The 13479-nt window shown below is 71.7% G+C and carries 13 protein-coding genes and 1 pseudogene; 5 read left to right on the forward strand and 9 right to left on the reverse strand.

What is annotated here, in order from left to right; all coding sequences use genetic code 11:
• Together ACFWI9_RS03560 and ACFWI9_RS03565 are read left to right on the forward strand one after the other, a co-directional pair.
• Nucleotides 1-405 (forward strand): annotated as a pseudogene (locus ACFWI9_RS03560) (hypothetical protein); the annotation flags it as partial.
• Nucleotides 406-423: 18 nt separating this feature from the next.
• Nucleotides 424-612, forward strand: a complete 189-nt coding sequence (locus ACFWI9_RS03565) for a hypothetical protein (protein WP_387158833.1) — start codon at nt 424-426, stop codon at nt 610-612.
• 11 nt (nt 613-623) lie between these two features.
• On the opposite strand, the gene ACFWI9_RS03570 is transcribed toward ACFWI9_RS03565, so the two are convergent.
• Nucleotides 624-1568 (reverse strand): small ribosomal subunit Rsm22 family protein, encoded by a 945-nt coding sequence (locus ACFWI9_RS03570; RefSeq protein ID WP_387158892.1) that lies wholly within the window; start codon nt 1566-1568, stop codon nt 624-626.
• Between the two features lie 170 nt (nt 1569-1738).
• The gene (gene ddaH / locus ACFWI9_RS03575; RefSeq protein ID WP_387158834.1) at nt 1739-2554 is read right to left on the reverse strand and encodes a dimethylargininase; all 816 of its coding nucleotides are present in this window, start codon (nt 2552-2554) and stop codon (nt 1739-1741) included.
• 331 nt (nt 2555-2885) lie between these two features.
• Here ddaH and ACFWI9_RS03580 point away from each other — a divergent pair, with 331 nt between their 5' ends.
• The gene (locus tag ACFWI9_RS03580; protein WP_387158835.1) at nt 2886-3701 is read left to right on the forward strand and encodes a bifunctional DNA primase/polymerase; all 816 of its coding nucleotides are present in this window, start codon (nt 2886-2888) and stop codon (nt 3699-3701) included.
• 141 nt (nt 3702-3842) lie between these two features.
• Here the strand turns inward: ACFWI9_RS03580 and ACFWI9_RS03585 are convergent, their stop codons facing one another.
• The 7 genes from ACFWI9_RS03585 to ACFWI9_RS03615 form a co-directional block, all read right to left on the reverse strand.
• Nucleotides 3843-4763, reverse strand: a complete 921-nt coding sequence (locus tag ACFWI9_RS03585) for a hypothetical protein (protein WP_387158836.1) — start codon at nt 4761-4763, stop codon at nt 3843-3845.
• Nucleotides 4714-5700, reverse strand: coding sequence for an iron uptake transporter permease EfeU (gene efeU, locus ACFWI9_RS03590; RefSeq protein WP_387158837.1), 987 nt, complete (start codon nt 5698-5700; stop codon nt 4714-4716). Before efeU ends, ACFWI9_RS03585 begins: the two co-directional genes overlap by 50 nt.
• A gap of 37 nt (nt 5701-5737) precedes the next feature.
• Nucleotides 5738-6958 (reverse strand): iron uptake transporter deferrochelatase/peroxidase subunit, encoded by a 1221-nt coding sequence (gene efeB, locus ACFWI9_RS03595; RefSeq protein ID WP_387158838.1) that lies wholly within the window; start codon nt 6956-6958, stop codon nt 5738-5740.
• A 212-nt stretch (nt 6959-7170) separates the two neighbouring features.
• Complete coding sequence (efeO, locus tag ACFWI9_RS03600; RefSeq protein WP_387158839.1) at nt 7171-8319, reverse strand: iron uptake system protein EfeO; 1149 nt, start codon at nt 8317-8319, stop codon at nt 7171-7173.
• A gap of 197 nt (nt 8320-8516) precedes the next feature.
• On the reverse strand, nt 8517-9371 hold the full coding sequence (locus ACFWI9_RS03605) for a heme ABC transporter ATP-binding protein (protein WP_387158840.1): 855 nt from the start codon (nt 9369-9371) through the stop codon (nt 8517-8519).
• On the reverse strand, nt 9362-10426 hold the full coding sequence (locus ACFWI9_RS03610) for a FecCD family ABC transporter permease (protein WP_387158893.1): 1065 nt from the start codon (nt 10424-10426) through the stop codon (nt 9362-9364). The genes ACFWI9_RS03605 and ACFWI9_RS03610 overlap by 10 nt, the downstream gene beginning before the upstream one ends.
• A 41-nt stretch (nt 10427-10467) precedes the next feature.
• A complete protein-coding gene (locus ACFWI9_RS03615) occupies nt 10468-11496 on the reverse strand; it encodes a hemin ABC transporter substrate-binding protein (protein ID WP_387158894.1) in 1029 nt (342 codons plus the stop codon).
• Nucleotides 11497-11701: 205 nt separating this feature from the next.
• Between ACFWI9_RS03615 and ACFWI9_RS03620 the strand changes: the two genes are divergently transcribed.
• Together ACFWI9_RS03620 and ACFWI9_RS03625 are read left to right on the forward strand one after the other, a co-directional pair.
• Nucleotides 11702-13114 carry an HtaA domain-containing protein gene (locus ACFWI9_RS03620; RefSeq protein ID WP_387158841.1) on the forward strand — a complete coding sequence of 471 codons (1413 nt, stop codon included), beginning with the start codon at nt 11702-11704 and terminating at the stop codon, nt 13112-13114.
• Nucleotides 13115-13206: 92 nt separating this feature from the next.
• Nucleotides 13207-13479: HtaA domain-containing protein (locus ACFWI9_RS03625; RefSeq protein WP_387158842.1), on the forward strand; the 273-nt coding region annotated here is incomplete at its 3' end.

Consider the following 13479-nt stretch of genomic DNA (forward strand, 5'->3'; position numbering starts at 1 on the left):
CTCGCGTTGCTGCTGATGACCTCCGGGGTCTTCGGCGAGGTCGGGCTGGTCCCGATCGCCGCCGGGCTGTTCGTGCTGATGTCCGCGATGGGCCTGTGCCTGCCCAACACCAACGCGCTCGCGCTGATGCGCACCCCGCACGCCGCGGGGACCGCCTCGGCTCTGATGGGTACGTCCGCGTTCCTCGTCGGGGCGGTCGCCTCACCCTTGGTCGGGATCGCGGGCGAGGCGACCGCCGTACCCATGGCCGTGGTGCAACTGGTGTGCGCACTCGGCGCGCTGGGGTGCTTCCTGGCACTCTGCCGTCCCTGGCGCGGCGAGGGTGGCGACCCCCGCAAGTCCGCGCCATCGGACCAGGCCGACCAGGCCTCTCAGTCGGCCGAGTCCACTGAGGCAAGTGCTTAGCGCGGGTGGCCTGGTGCCATGGTCGACGAACCCGTGCGGATTCCGGTGGATCGGCTTCGTCACGTTTTCGACGGGGCACTCCGGCACATCGAAGCGTCAGCCGGCCGCAGCCGCACCGTGACGCTCAAGGAGGACCGCTTCTGGTCAGTCGCCGCCGACGAGCTACCCACGACGTCGGCGCCGAGCCTGACGGCAGGACGTCCCTGACGGCCGGCCGGCTACGTGGCCGGCGGCGGCCACTCCGCGCCCCAGCCCGTGTCGCGGGCCTCGCGGTACAGCGCGCCATGCCGCTTGGTGACCGTGGTGCGGTGCAGGGCCCCGTCGTCCGAGCAGAGGTCGAGCAGCACCTGGCCCTTGCGGATCTGCGGTTTGCGGACGACCCGGGCCGGTGCCGGAACCGCCGGGACGCGGGTGGCCGCGACGTAGGCGAACTTCTCGTCCTCGTACGCCAGCGACCCGCCCTTCACCTGCCGGTGCAGTGACGAACGGCTGACCCGGGCCGCGAAGTGGCACCAGTCGCTGCCGGGGACGATCGGGCAGCCGCCGCTGTGCGGGCAGGGTGCGGCGACCCGCAGGCCCGCCGCGATCAGCCGGTCGCGGGCTTCGATGATCCGCTCATAGCCGTCGGGGGTGCCCGGTTCCACGATCAGCACCGTCTCGCCCGCCGCAGCGGCCTGTTCGACCACGGCGGCCCGGTCGGCTTCCGTGAGCTCCTTCAGGACGTACGACACCGTGACCAGGTCCACGGGCTCCAGTCCCATGGCCGCCCCGATCCTGGCCCGGTGCCAGCTCGCACCGCGCAGCGCGGGCGACCCGGCGGTCGCGGCCAGCTCCCGGCCCAGCGCCAGTGCGGGCTCCGCCCAGTCCAGCACGGTGGTGCGCTGGGTACCCTCCGGCCAGGCATCGGCCACGGCCCAGCTCGCCGCGCCGGTGCCGCCGCCGATGTCGGTGTGCGTGGCCGGCGCCCAGTCGGGCACGGCGGTGCGGAAGGCCCGCAGCGCGGAACGCACCGCCTCGAAGGTCGCGGGCATGCGGTACGCGGCGTACGCGGCCACATCCGCCCGGTCCCGCAGCACCGGCGCGTCCGTCGGGGTGTCCCCCCGGTAGCTGGCGATCAACCGGTCCACGGCCTGCGCGACCCTGCCCTGCGGCAACCCCTCCAGAAGGCCGGCGAGAGCAGTACCGAGACCGGCCCGGGGCGTGCCGTGGCCAGGGCCGGGGCTTGGGTGGTGGCCGGGGGAGCGGGCGGGTTCAGCGGCGTTCACCGGCGAATTCTACGGGGTGTCCCGGGTGCCGGACACCGGCGCCCGGGACGTGCGAAGCCCGTGCGGACTCAGGCCCGCAGCTCCTGCGTACAGCACTTCACACTGCCGCCGCCCTTCAGCAACTCCCCGAGGTCCACGCCGACGGGCTCGAAGCCCCGCTCCCGCAGCGGCTCGAACAGGCCCGTCGCCGCCTGCGGAAGCACCACATGGCGGCCGTCGCTCACCGCGTTCAGCCCCAGCCTCGCCGCGTCCTCCTCGCTGGTGAGCAGGGCGTCGGGGAAGAGGCGGGCGAGCACCGCCTGGCTGCCCGGCGAGAAGGCGCCGGGGTGGTACATGATCTCGTCGCGCTCGTCGTCCAGCACGCACAGCGCCGTGTCGAGGTGGTAGTAGCGCGGGTTCACCAGTTCGAGACCGATCACCGGTCTGCCGAAGAACTCCTGGGCCTCGCCGTGGGACAGCGGGCTGGAGCGGAAGCCCTGCCCGGCGAGCACATAGGTCGAGGTGACCGCGAAGTCCCCCTCGCCCTCGTTGATGTGCACGGGCTCATGGATCTCGGCGAACCCGTGCGCACGGAACCACTCCAGATGCGCCTCCGCCTCGGCCTCCCGCTCCCGGTGCGCGAAGCGCGCGCCGAGCACCCGCCCGTCCACCACGGTCGCGCCGTTCGCCGCGTACACCATGTCGGGCAGGTCGGGGCGTGGATCGAGCAGTTCGACGGTGTGGCCGAGCGCGAGATAGCGGTCGCGCAGGTCTTCCCACTGGGCCATGGCCAGCGGCAGATCGACGGGCTTCCCGGGGTCCATCCAGGGGTTGATGGAGTACGTCACCTCGAAGTGCGTGGGTGGGCACATCAGGTAGCGGCGGGATCTAGCGTCACGAGGCAATGCAGGCTCCTCAGGAACGTCAGAGCAGAGCAGCGACGCACGGTTGTGCGTGCGGCAATAGTGCGCCATCCAGGGGCTACGCATGTGATCCGAACGGTTGGTTCATCACATGTACTGCTACATGTATTGCTGGTGTGCGGCCCCGTGAAACGACCCGCGGCCGACCTGCCGCGCCCGCGTTCGCCGCTGCCCTCCCACCGGCCCCCGAATCCAGCCCTGACCGGGTCCTGACCGGGGGCCGGGCCACCCGATCGGGGGGTGCGGCCACCTCGTCCGTCCGATGGTGGGACCATGGCGGGGACCACAGGGGGAAACTGAGGTGAGGGGATCGATGGGCGACGGCAGTCAAAACATCGGCGGCATCGAAGGCGGCAGCGGCACCGACCGTGCGAGCGGAACCGACCGTGATCGCGAGCGCGGGGCGCGCGGCAGGACGGGCTGGGAGACCCGGCTGCCGCAGTGGCTGCGCAGGCGCGCCCGGGAGGACGCCGCCGACACCGCCTCGGACCGCGTCGAACTGCTGCTCGCCACCGCGGGTGCCGGACTGCCGCTGGCGCCTGCCGCGCATCCGGCCGGCTTCCGCTGCTCCTGCGAGCGCATCGGCTGCCCCACCCCGGCCCGCCACCCGGTCTCCTTCGCCTGGCAGACCCAGGCCACGCACGAGCGGGCCACGATCGAACGCTGGGCGGACGAGCAGCCGGAAGCCAACTTCATCACCGCCACCGGCATGGTCCACGACGTCCTCGACGTCCCGGCCCCAGCCGGTCGGGCGGCCCTGGAGCGGCTGCTCGGGGAAGGGCCCGAGGTCGGCCCGGTCGCCGAGTCCGGAGAGGGGCGGATGCTGTTCTTCACCGCCACCCGCGGCACCCCGGAGGACGAGGACGAGTGGTGGCCCTGCGCGCTCGACTGCCATCCGGAGACCATGGACGAGCATCCTGGCCTGCGCTGGCACAGCCGCGGCAGCTATGTCCTCGTGCCGCCCGCGCGGCTGCCCGACGGGCTGACCGTGGACTGGGTACGGGGCCCCGAGCACCCGCTCCCGGACCCGCTGACGCTGCTGGAGGCGCTCGCCGACGCCTGCGCCCGGTACGCGGACGAGACGGACGCGCATGACCGGGATTCGGTGGCGTGGCCGGTGCGCCGCTGAGGGCCGTGTCCCGTATGCGCCGCTGACGCCCCGCATACGGGACACCAGCCCGCGCTCACGAGTCCTTGTCTACACCCGTGCCCACGAGCCCGCGCCTCTGACGACGCTCACGAGGCGCCTATGCCGACGCCCACGGGCCGCTCACGAGCCCTTCGCCGAGGTCACACCCTGGAGCCGCCCCAGTATCGCGACTGTGGGCTCCTTGCCGCCGCGCGGAGCCACCTTCGCCGCCTGGCTGGACATCCACTCCTTGGTGAGCGTGTTCTTGATCTCGCCGGTCATCAGCGCCTTCTCGTCCGCGTTGGGCTTCGGCCGGTAGCCCTGCGGCGCCGTCTGGCGCTCGTAGTAGCGCATGGAGAAGAAGACCAGGGCCCCGCCGTCGTCCGTGACCAGACCCAGCGGCGCGAACTGACCGCTGTTCAACGGCTGGTCGACGTACTCGGTGACAAGCCCGGACGTCCGCCGCGACTTCTGCTCGCGCCGCTCGCGCCACTCGCTGGTGGCCTCACCAGCGGCGAAGACCGCGGGCTTGCCATCGCTCAGATACCCGGCGTAGTCCTTGCTCAGCTGGTCCGGAGCCACCGCCGTCTCGTCCGAGTCGCCCGCCACCGGCACGGCGTAGCCGTCCTGGTCGGTACGGAATCGGGGGACCTCGCTGCGGCTGAGGATGGCCAGATACGAGGCCTCCCACTGCGCGTCGCCGGCGGTCTTCACGAACACCACCAGCCAGCGGGAGTCCCGGTCGCCGCTGTCCACGTCACGGTTGCTGTCGGTGTCCGCCAGGAACCAGCGCGGCCAGCCCGCCTTCCGCGGGATGTGGAACTTGGCGTCCGTGAGCTCCAGCGGCCGGTGCTGGGGATTGCCGCGCGGGCTGGTCACGCTGCGTGCCTTCAGCCCGGCCTGGTTGATCGCCCCGAGTGCGCCGGTCACCTGAGCCGCGTCGAGCGCGGGATCGTAGGCCCGGTCCGCCGCGTTGTACGCCTCGGTGAAGTCGTCGAGGGCCTGCGCGGCGTCAGTCGTCGTCGCCGCCGGTACGACTTCCAGCTCGCCGTGAACCGTCACGCACCCGCTCGCCGCCAGCGACAGCACCACTGTCACCGTCGGCGCCGCGAGCCCCGTCACCGCCCGGCTCAGCCTGCTCTTGGCCTTGCTCATCGGTTGCCTTCTGCTTCTCGACCCCCACTGACCGTCCGAACCCTACCGGGGAGAGGAACAGCGCGAGTGCCGGGATCAAATACAGGGCCCACACCGTGACCTGGAGGACGGTCGGGTCGGGCTGGAAGTTGAACACACCCTTCAGGAGGGTGCCGTACCAGCTGTCCGGCGGGATGGTCTCGCTGACGTCGAAGGCCTTGTCCGGCAGACCGCCGAGGAAACGGGCCTCCTGCAAGTCGTGGACGCCGTACGCGAGCACACCCGCGGCCACGACGACCAGCATTCCACCCGTCCAGGTGAAGAACTTCGCCAGGTTGATTCTCAGCGCGCCACGGTAGAACAGCCAGCCCAGCACGACCGCCGTCGCGATTCCGAGCAGCACCCCGGTGAGCGGGGCCGACGTACCGCCCTGGTCGGCGGCGGCGCGTACCGACGCCCACACGAACAGCGCGGTCTCCAGACCCTCACGGCCGACGGCGAGGAAAGCCGTCGCCACCAGGGCACCCGTACCCATCTCCAGGGCGGCGTCCAGCTTGGCGCCGAGCTCCGCCCTCAGATGCCGCGCGGTACGCCGCATCCAGAACACCATCCAGGTGACCAGGCCGACCGCCACGATCGACAGGGACCCGCCGAGCAACTCCTGCGCCTCGAACGTCAGCTCCTGCGAACCGAATTCGAGCGTCGCGCCGAACGCCAGCGACAGCGCGCACGCGACGCCGATACCGGCCCAGATCGGCTTCAGCGCGTCCCGCCGGCCCGTCTTCACCAGGTAGGCGACGAGGATGCAGACCACCAGGCTGGCCTCGAGCCCCTCGCGCAGACCGATCAGATAGTTGCCGAACACGGCGAGTCCCTTCTGGTGTACCTGCTGGTGTACCTGGTCACGAGAACAGCGCCCGGCCCCACCAGTCGTTCTTGTCGTGGACGCCCTGCGGGACGGCGAACAGCGCCGAACCCACGTGCTGGATGTACTCGTTGAGGTCGTCCGTCGCGAGGCTGCGCTGCACCGGGACGAAGCCCTTGGCCACGTCCCGCTGGTAGGCGAGGAAGAACAGGCCCGCGTCGAGGCGGCCCAGTCCGTCCGTGCCGTCCGTGAAGGAGTAGCCGCGGCGCAGCATCTTGGCCCCGCCGTTGGAGTCCGGGTGGGCAAGTCGGACATGCGAGGTCGGCAGCATCGCGGGCAGGAACGGTTCGTCGCGCTCCTTCGCCTTGCCGACCGGGGCGCCCTCGCCCTTGTCACGGCCGAAGATGTCCTCCTGCTCCTGGAGCGAAGTGCGGTCCCAGGTCTCGATGTTCATCCGGATCCGGCGCGCCACCAGGTACGAGCCTCCGGCCATCCAGGCCGGGCCGTCCTTCTCCGACACCCACACATGCTCGTCCAGGGCCTTCGTGTCGGTGCCCGAGATGTTCCGGGTGCCGTCCTTGAAGCCCATCATGTTGCGCGGGGTCTGCTCCTCCGGGGTGGTGGAGGAGGTCTTGCCGAAGCCGAGCTGGGACCAGCGCACCGTGACCTTGCCGAAGCCGATCCTGGCCAGGTTGCGGATGGCGTGAACGGCGACCTGCGGATCGTCGGCGCAGGCCTGGACGCACAGGTCACCGCCGCTGCGGGCCGGGTCCAGGTTGTCCCCGGCGAACTTCGGCAGGTCGATCAGCGCCGGGGGCCTGCTGCTCCTCAGACCGAACCGGTCGTCGAACAGCGACGGCCCGAAACCGATGGTGAGGGTCAGCCGGGTCGGCTTCAGACCGAGCGCCTCACCGGTGTCGTCCGGCGGGGCCTCGGCGAGACCGCCGTAGGCGCCCTCGCCGACCGGCTGCCCGGCCGCCATCCGCTCGGCGGCGCGGGTCCAGTCCTTGAGCAGTTGGATCAGCTCGGCGCGGTCCGTGGTCTTCACATCGAACGCGGCGAAGTGCAGCCGGTCCTGTACGGCGGTGGCGATACCCGCCTGGTGTGTGCCGTGGAAGGGCACCGCCGCACCGCTGAGGGCGGCGGGCACGGGCTCGTCCGCGCCGCGCGCCAAGGCGCCGGCACCTCCCGCGACGGCGGCGCCGAGCGCGAGTCCGGCACCGCCCCAGCCCAGCAGTGAGCGCCGCGAGGGCGTCACGTTCGGCTCCTCGACCGCGGTGCGGGCCGCCGCCGTGGAGTCAGCGGCCCCCGTGGGTTCAGGGGATTGAGTGGATTCAGTGACCGTGGAGCCGGTGGATCCCGCGGATCCGGGTGCTCCCGTGGATCCGGCGGTTTCCGAAGGCCCGGTGGATCCAGCGGGCTTCGTCGTTTCGGACATGCTGCGTCGTCCCTTCACGTCCTCGCGTTGCGTTACTTGACGACTGCGGCGGCGAGCTTCGAGAGCGGCTCGGCCAGCGCGTTGACGGCGTCCGACAGCTCCTTGCGCTGAGCCGCCGTGACCTTGTCGTACGAGGTGAACACGTAGGTGCCCTTGTCCGCGCGGTACTTGTCGAGCAGCGTGTTCATCGCTGCGAACTGCTTGTCCAGCTCGGCGACCAGCTTCGCGTCGTTCTTCGACGCCACCGGCTTCAGCAGCTCGTAGGACTTCTGCGCGCCCTCGACGTTCGCCTTGAAGTCGACCAGGTCGGTGTGGGAGTAGCGCTCCTCCTCACCCGTGACCTTTCCGGTCGCGACCTCGTCGAGCAGCTCCTTGGCGCCGTTGGCCATCGAGGTGGGGGTGATCTCGGCGGTGCCGACCCTCTTCACCCAGTCCGCGAGGTCCTTGTCGAGGGTGTCGGCGAAGGCCTTCTCCTCGGCGCCGATCTTCTTGTCCTGCCACAGTGCCTTCTCGAGGCGGTGCCAGCCGCCCCACTTCTGGCCCGGCTCCAGGTCGGCGACGCCGTCCTCACGCAGGTCGACCTTCGGGTCGATGTCGCCGAAGGACTCGGCGACCGGTTCGGTGCGCTCCCAGCCGATACGGGAGTCGGCATAGGCCTTCTTGGCCGCCTCGATGTCGCCGGCGCGCACGGCGTCCGTGAACACCTTGGTCTTGGGCAGCGTCTCGTCGGCCTGCTGCTGGACATAGGTGCGGTAGGCGGCGACGGCCTTGTCCATCTCCGGGGAGCGCTTGGCCACGGTGCCGCCGGTGGCCTTGACCTGCTGGCGGATGCCTTCGCCCTTCATGCCGGGCTTGCAGGCGATCGCGTACTCACCGGCCTTGACCTCGGCGGTGAGGCTGGCCTTGGTGCCGGGGCCGATGTTCTCCCGCTCGGTGACGATGCGGTCGTCCGGGAAGAGGATGTAGACCTCGGTGACCTTGGAGCCCTTGTTCTCGATGTCCAGCTGGACGTGCCCGGCCGGGAACTCCTTCGTGGACACCTCGCACGCGTCGTCCTTCGCGGTGACGCTGACGGCGCCGTGGCCGCCCTTGGCGTCGCCCTTCTCGGCGCAGCCGGTGACGGCGGTGAGAGCGGTCACGGCGGCCACGGCGGTGAGGGCGGAGAGACGGACGGGTCGCATACAGGCTCCACGAGTGAACGGACACACGGACAACAGCCGCGGAACGGGCGTTCCGCGGCTGTGAGGCGGACCTAACTTAACCGAGGCTTACCTGAGCGAATGCCGTCCGTCCAGTGATTCGGCTCTCATAAGAAGCGCCCGAGAACGGTCCGATCACGGATGTGTCATGTCCGCCCCCAGTCTGGGTCAAGCACAGGTCAAGTGCCCCTTTTGGGCACGATGACCGGCGCCCCCGTCGCGGGGTGGCGCAGTACGTCCACCGGCTGCCGGTAGACGTCCCCGACCAGCTCCGCCGACAGCACCCGCTCCGGCGGCCCGGCGGCCGCGACCCGCCCACCGTCGAGCACCACCACCCGGTCCGCGTACGCGGCGGCGAGACCCAGGTCGTGCAGCACCACCACGACCGTGTCGCCGGCCGCCGCACGCTCCCGGCAGATCCTCAGCACCAGCTCCTGATGCCGCAGATCCAGCGCTGCGGTCGGCTCGTCGAGCAGCAGCAGCGGTGCTCGCTGGGCGAGTACGCGCGCCAGGGCCACCCGCGCGCGCTCGCCCCCGGACAGCGCGGAGAACGGCCGTTCGGCGAAGGCGGTCGTCTGCGTACGCTCCATGGCCTCGGCGACCGCCGCCTCGTCGGCGTCCTCGAACGGAGTCCCGGACCAAGGCGCGCGGCCCATCCGCACCACCTCCAGGGCGGTGAACGGGAACGACAGCGCGGCCTCCTGGGGGAGTACGGCACGGCGCAGCGCGAGTGCGGGCGCCGCCCAGTCCGCGGCCGACCGCCCGCAGATCCGTACCTCACCCGCCGCCGGGGCCAGGTCCGCGGCGCATGCGGCGAGCAGCGTCGACTTCCCGGCGCCGTTCGGACCGACCAGCGCCACCACCTCACCCCCGCGCGCGACGAGGTCCACTCCGCGCAGGGCGTCGAGCGAGCCGCCGAGGCGTACGCGCAGGGCCCGGGTTTCGAGCACCACGTCACCGGGGGACGGGCGTCCGGGCAGCTCGCGCTCCCGGACGAGGCGCCCCTTCAGCCCGATGCGGCGCCTCATGCCCATCCTCCCTGCCTGCGCCGGGTGCGCCGCAGCAGCAGGAAGAAGAACGGGCTGCCGAACAGCGCCGTCAGCACCCCGAGCGGGAGTTCGGCCGGGGCGGCCACCGTACGCGCCGCGAGATCCCCCGCCACCAGCACCACCGCACCGCCCAGCGCACTGCCCGGCACCAGGAAGCGGTGCCCTGGACCGTTCGCCATGCGCAGCAGATGCGGCACGAGCAGGCCCACGAAGGAGATGACCCCGGCCACGGCGACCGCCGCGGCAGTGAGCAGCGCCACGACCAGGATCATGACGACCCGCAGCCGCTCCACCCGCACACCGAGGTGGCGGGCCGACCGCTCACCGAGTGCCAGCAGGTCCAACTGCCGTGCGTACAGCGGCGCGACCAGCAGTCCGATCGCCGCGCACGGCAGTACGGCGAGCACCTTCGGCCAGGTCGCCTGGGCGATCGAACCGAGTTGCCAGAAGGTGATCTGGGTGATCTGGGCGTTGTCCGCGAAGAACACGAACAATCCGATCATCGCGCCCGCGAACGCGTTCACCGCGATGCCGGTGAGGATCAGCGTCACGACCTCCGTACGGCCGCCCGAGCGCGACATCACATACACCAGGGACACCGTGGTGAGCCCGGCGACGAACGCGCACACCGTCACCGTCCAGTTGCCGAAGAAGCCCAGCCCGAGCGCGATGGCGCCGACCGCGCCCACCGCCGCCCCCGCCGAGATCCCGATCACCCCGGGCTCGGCCAGCGGATTGCCGAACACCCCCTGCATCAGCGCCCCGGCGCACCCCAGGGACGCGCCCACGAGCAGGGCCAGCGCCACGCGCGGCAGCCGGATGTTCCACAGCACGCTCTCCGCCGTGTGCTCCAGGGCGTGACCGCCGAGCCCGGCCCGGTGCAGTACGGAGGCGAGCACATCGCCGAGGGGCAGGTGGTACGCCCCGAGTCCGGCGGACAGCAGGCACAGCGCGAGCAGCGCAACGGTGAGGCCGGTGGCGAGGAGATACGCGGTGGGGCGCCGCCGCCGCGCGCTACCGGACGGCTGCGGGTCCGGGATCCGGGCCGAAGGGGCGGCGCCGGTACGGGCCGGGGACACGGTCACTTCTGGTCCCCGCCGTTTCCGTAGAGCTGTTCGACCAGCGAGCGCAGCACCTCGTCCGTGCGCGGCCCGTAGTTGAGCAGCACGCCGTCCTCGATGGAGACCACCCTGCGGTCCGCGCCCGCCGGCGTCTGGGCGACCCCCGGGATCCTGACGAGTCCGTCGACACCGCCGACCGACGCGAGGCCCTTGCTCATGACGAGCAGGGCGTCCGGCGCGGCCTTGGCGAGTGCCTCGCTGGTGAGCGGGGTGAAGTCCTTGGTCAGCCCCGACTCCTTGCCTGCGTCCACCGCTCCGGCCGCCTCCAGCAGCGAACTCGCCCCGGATTCGGCCCCGCCCAGCAGATAGACGGCGGCGGTGCCCCGTAGATAGAGGAAGGCGACCCGTGGCTTCCGGGCCGCGTCGCCGCCACCGGCCGCCGAAGCCGGCCCGGCCGGGATGTCCTCGCGCACGGCGGCGATCCGCTGCTCGGTGCGCTGCTTCAGCTCCGTGCCCGATGACGGTACGCCGAGGGCGGCGGCTACGGTGTCGATGCGCCTGCCCACGTCGTCCAGGCCCTTCGCGGGCCCCACCACGACCAGCGGGATGCCGGCGTCCCTGATCTGGGCGACGGCCTCGGCGGGGCCGGTGGCGGTGTCGGCGAGCACGACCGTCGGCTTCAACGACAGCACGCTCTCCGCCGAGACGTCATGGCCGCGGGTCACCACCGGGAGAGCGGTGGCCTGTTCGAAGGTGGCGGTGATGTCCCGGGCCACCACGTGCTTGCCGAGGCCCAGCGTGAACACGATTTCGCTGAGCGAGCCGGTCAGCGGCACGATCCGGTCGGCGGAGCTGACGACGACCCTGGTGCCGTCCGCCGAGGCGACCGTGACAGGCAGTCGGGGGCGGGGTGCGGTGCTCAGGGGCTCGACCCGGTCGGGAGGCGCTGCCGTGGCGGGTACGACTTCGGTCCCGGCAGGGCTGGCGCCGCCGCCGCAGCCCGTCGCGGTCAGGGCGAGGGCGAGCGTGGAAACCAGCGCACTCGCCATCACGCGGAATCTGCGCACCGAAGAGCTCCGTCCTGTCGGTCCAGTACTGCCAGTTCTCGACTTCTCATCAACTTCCCTGAGTCAGCCTGTAGTTGAAGCTGATTCAGGCCGTTTCCGCGACCCGGGCGAGCTGGGGGCTTCCAGAAGCGACGGGGGTAGCTTAGGTTAGCCTTACCTTGCCCGCCAGCCCTTGGAGGGGTGCTTCATGCTGCCGTGCAGACCGGGCCGACCCGTTCGGGCTCTCGTCGCCGCGCTGTTCCTCGCCCTTGCCGGGGCCGTGCTCCCGGCGGGTGTCGCGCACGCGGAGAGCCGTACGGTCCAGGGCGGCAGGCTTGACTGGGGTATCAAGTCCTCCTTCCAGAGCTATGTCACCGGTCCCATCGCCCACGGGAGTTGGAAGCTGACCGGGGGAGCGGCCACCGTCGGCGGCAGCCAGTACCGCTTCCACTCGGCCAGCGGCAGCTACGACCCGGACACCGGAGCGTTCACCGCCCGTTTCGCGGGCGGAGTCCACTTCCTGGGCCACCGGGCGGCGGACGGCAGCCATGCTCTCGACCTCGCCATCAGCCGCCCCACCGTCCGCATCAGCGGCGGCAGCGGCACCCTCTACGCCGACATGACGAACAAGGCCAAGGGTTCGGGCAAGACCACCACGTCGGCCCAGGTGCCGCTGGCCTCGCTGGATCTCTCCGGTATCGACATGCGGGGCGGCGGCAGCCCCATCGGGCTGAGCGGCATCCCCGCCACCCTCACCTCGCGGGGCGCCACCGCCTTCGCGGGCTACTACCCGGCCGGGACCGCGCTCGACCCGGTGACCCTGTCCGTGGACGTACGCACCGCAGCTCCGGCCCGGCAGCCGTCGCAGCCGGCGTCCCCGCGGCCGCAACTCCCGGAGGCCACCGCAGCCCGGCCGCCGCAGGGCGCGTTCCGGGACGCGGCCGTCGACTGGGGGATACGCCGCACCTTCCGCGAGTACGTCACCGGCCCCATCGCCAAGGGCTCCTGGGTCCTCGGCGCAGGTGCCCAGAACGGCGGCGCGCTCTTCCGCTTCCCACGCGGCAAGGGAACGTACGATCCCGGCGGGCAGACGCTCGACGCGGACTTCACCGGCACCGTCCGCTTCACCGGAACCGGACTCGACCTGACGCTCGGACGGATCGCGGTCACCGTGCGCGGCGGCCGTGGCAGCCTCAGCGCGGATGTGAGACGGGACGGCAGGACCGACCGGGCCGTACCGCTCATCACCTTCCCCGTCAGGGACTTCGCCGCGAAGTCCGGGCTCGCCGTCGTCACCGAGGCCCCTGCCACCCTGACGGCCGAGGGCGCCAAGGCGTTCGGATCGCTGTACAAGGCGGGCACCGCGATGGACCCGGTGTCCCTCGCCGTGGCCCTGGACGCGCAGACACGGCTTCCCGCGCTGCCCGACCTGGGCAGCGACACCGCGACGTCCGCGCCGAAGGCGAAGGCCACCGCACCCGCCGAATCGTCCACCCGCGCCCGATCGTCCAGCGGTACCGGCGCGCTGACCGTGACCGGGATCGGGGCGGGCGTGCTCATCGCCGCCGCGATCGCCGGGTACGCCGTACGCCGCCGTACCCGGGCCGGCACCACCGACTGACCGACACCCCGTCAGCACCCACCCCACATAACCCCCACCCCGCACAACCCACCCCACCACCATCGAGTAGTCCTTCGAGGAGACCACCGCCCATGCCCGCCAGTGCCTCCAGACGCCCCATAGCCTTCGTCTCCGCCGTCACCACGGCCGCCGCCCTCGGCGCCACCGCCTTCGCCCTCCCCGCCCTCGCCGCGCAAAAGGCCTCCGGCGCCCCGGCGCTGGAGCTGAAGGACGGCACTCTGGACTGGGGCTTCAAGGAGTCCTTCCGCAAGTACCTCGCCTCGCCCGTGGCCCCCCGCCCCCACACCGAGGGCGCCGGCCCCCACCACGCGGCGGGCCACCGGGTGTTGACCATACTGGACCGC

Origin of the sequence: Streptomyces sp. NPDC127084 (assembly GCF_042724175.1) — a bacterium.
Classification (GTDB): Bacteria; Actinomycetota; Actinomycetes; order Streptomycetales; family Streptomycetaceae; genus Streptomyces.

Excerpts from the sequence above, each read along its gene's own strand:
- ACFWI9_RS03565 (WP_387158833.1), top strand. The coding sequence starts at position 424 with ATGGTCGACGAACCCGTGCGGATTCCGGTGGATCGGCTTCGTCACGTT.
- ACFWI9_RS03580 (WP_387158835.1), top strand. The coding sequence starts at position 2,886 with ATGGGCGACGGCAGTCAAAACATCGGCGGCATCGAAGGCGGCAGCGGC.
- efeO (WP_387158839.1), bottom strand. The coding sequence starts at position 8,319 with ATGCGACCCGTCCGTCTCTCCGCCCTCACCGCCGTGGCCGCCGTGACC.
- ACFWI9_RS03605 (WP_387158840.1), bottom strand. The coding sequence starts at position 9,371 with ATGGGCATGAGGCGCCGCATCGGGCTGAAGGGGCGCCTCGTCCGGGAG.
- ACFWI9_RS03615 (WP_387158894.1), bottom strand. The coding sequence starts at position 11,496 with ATGGCGAGTGCGCTGGTTTCCACGCTCGCCCTCGCCCTGACCGCGACG.
- ACFWI9_RS03620 (WP_387158841.1), top strand. The coding sequence starts at position 11,702 with ATGCTGCCGTGCAGACCGGGCCGACCCGTTCGGGCTCTCGTCGCCGCG.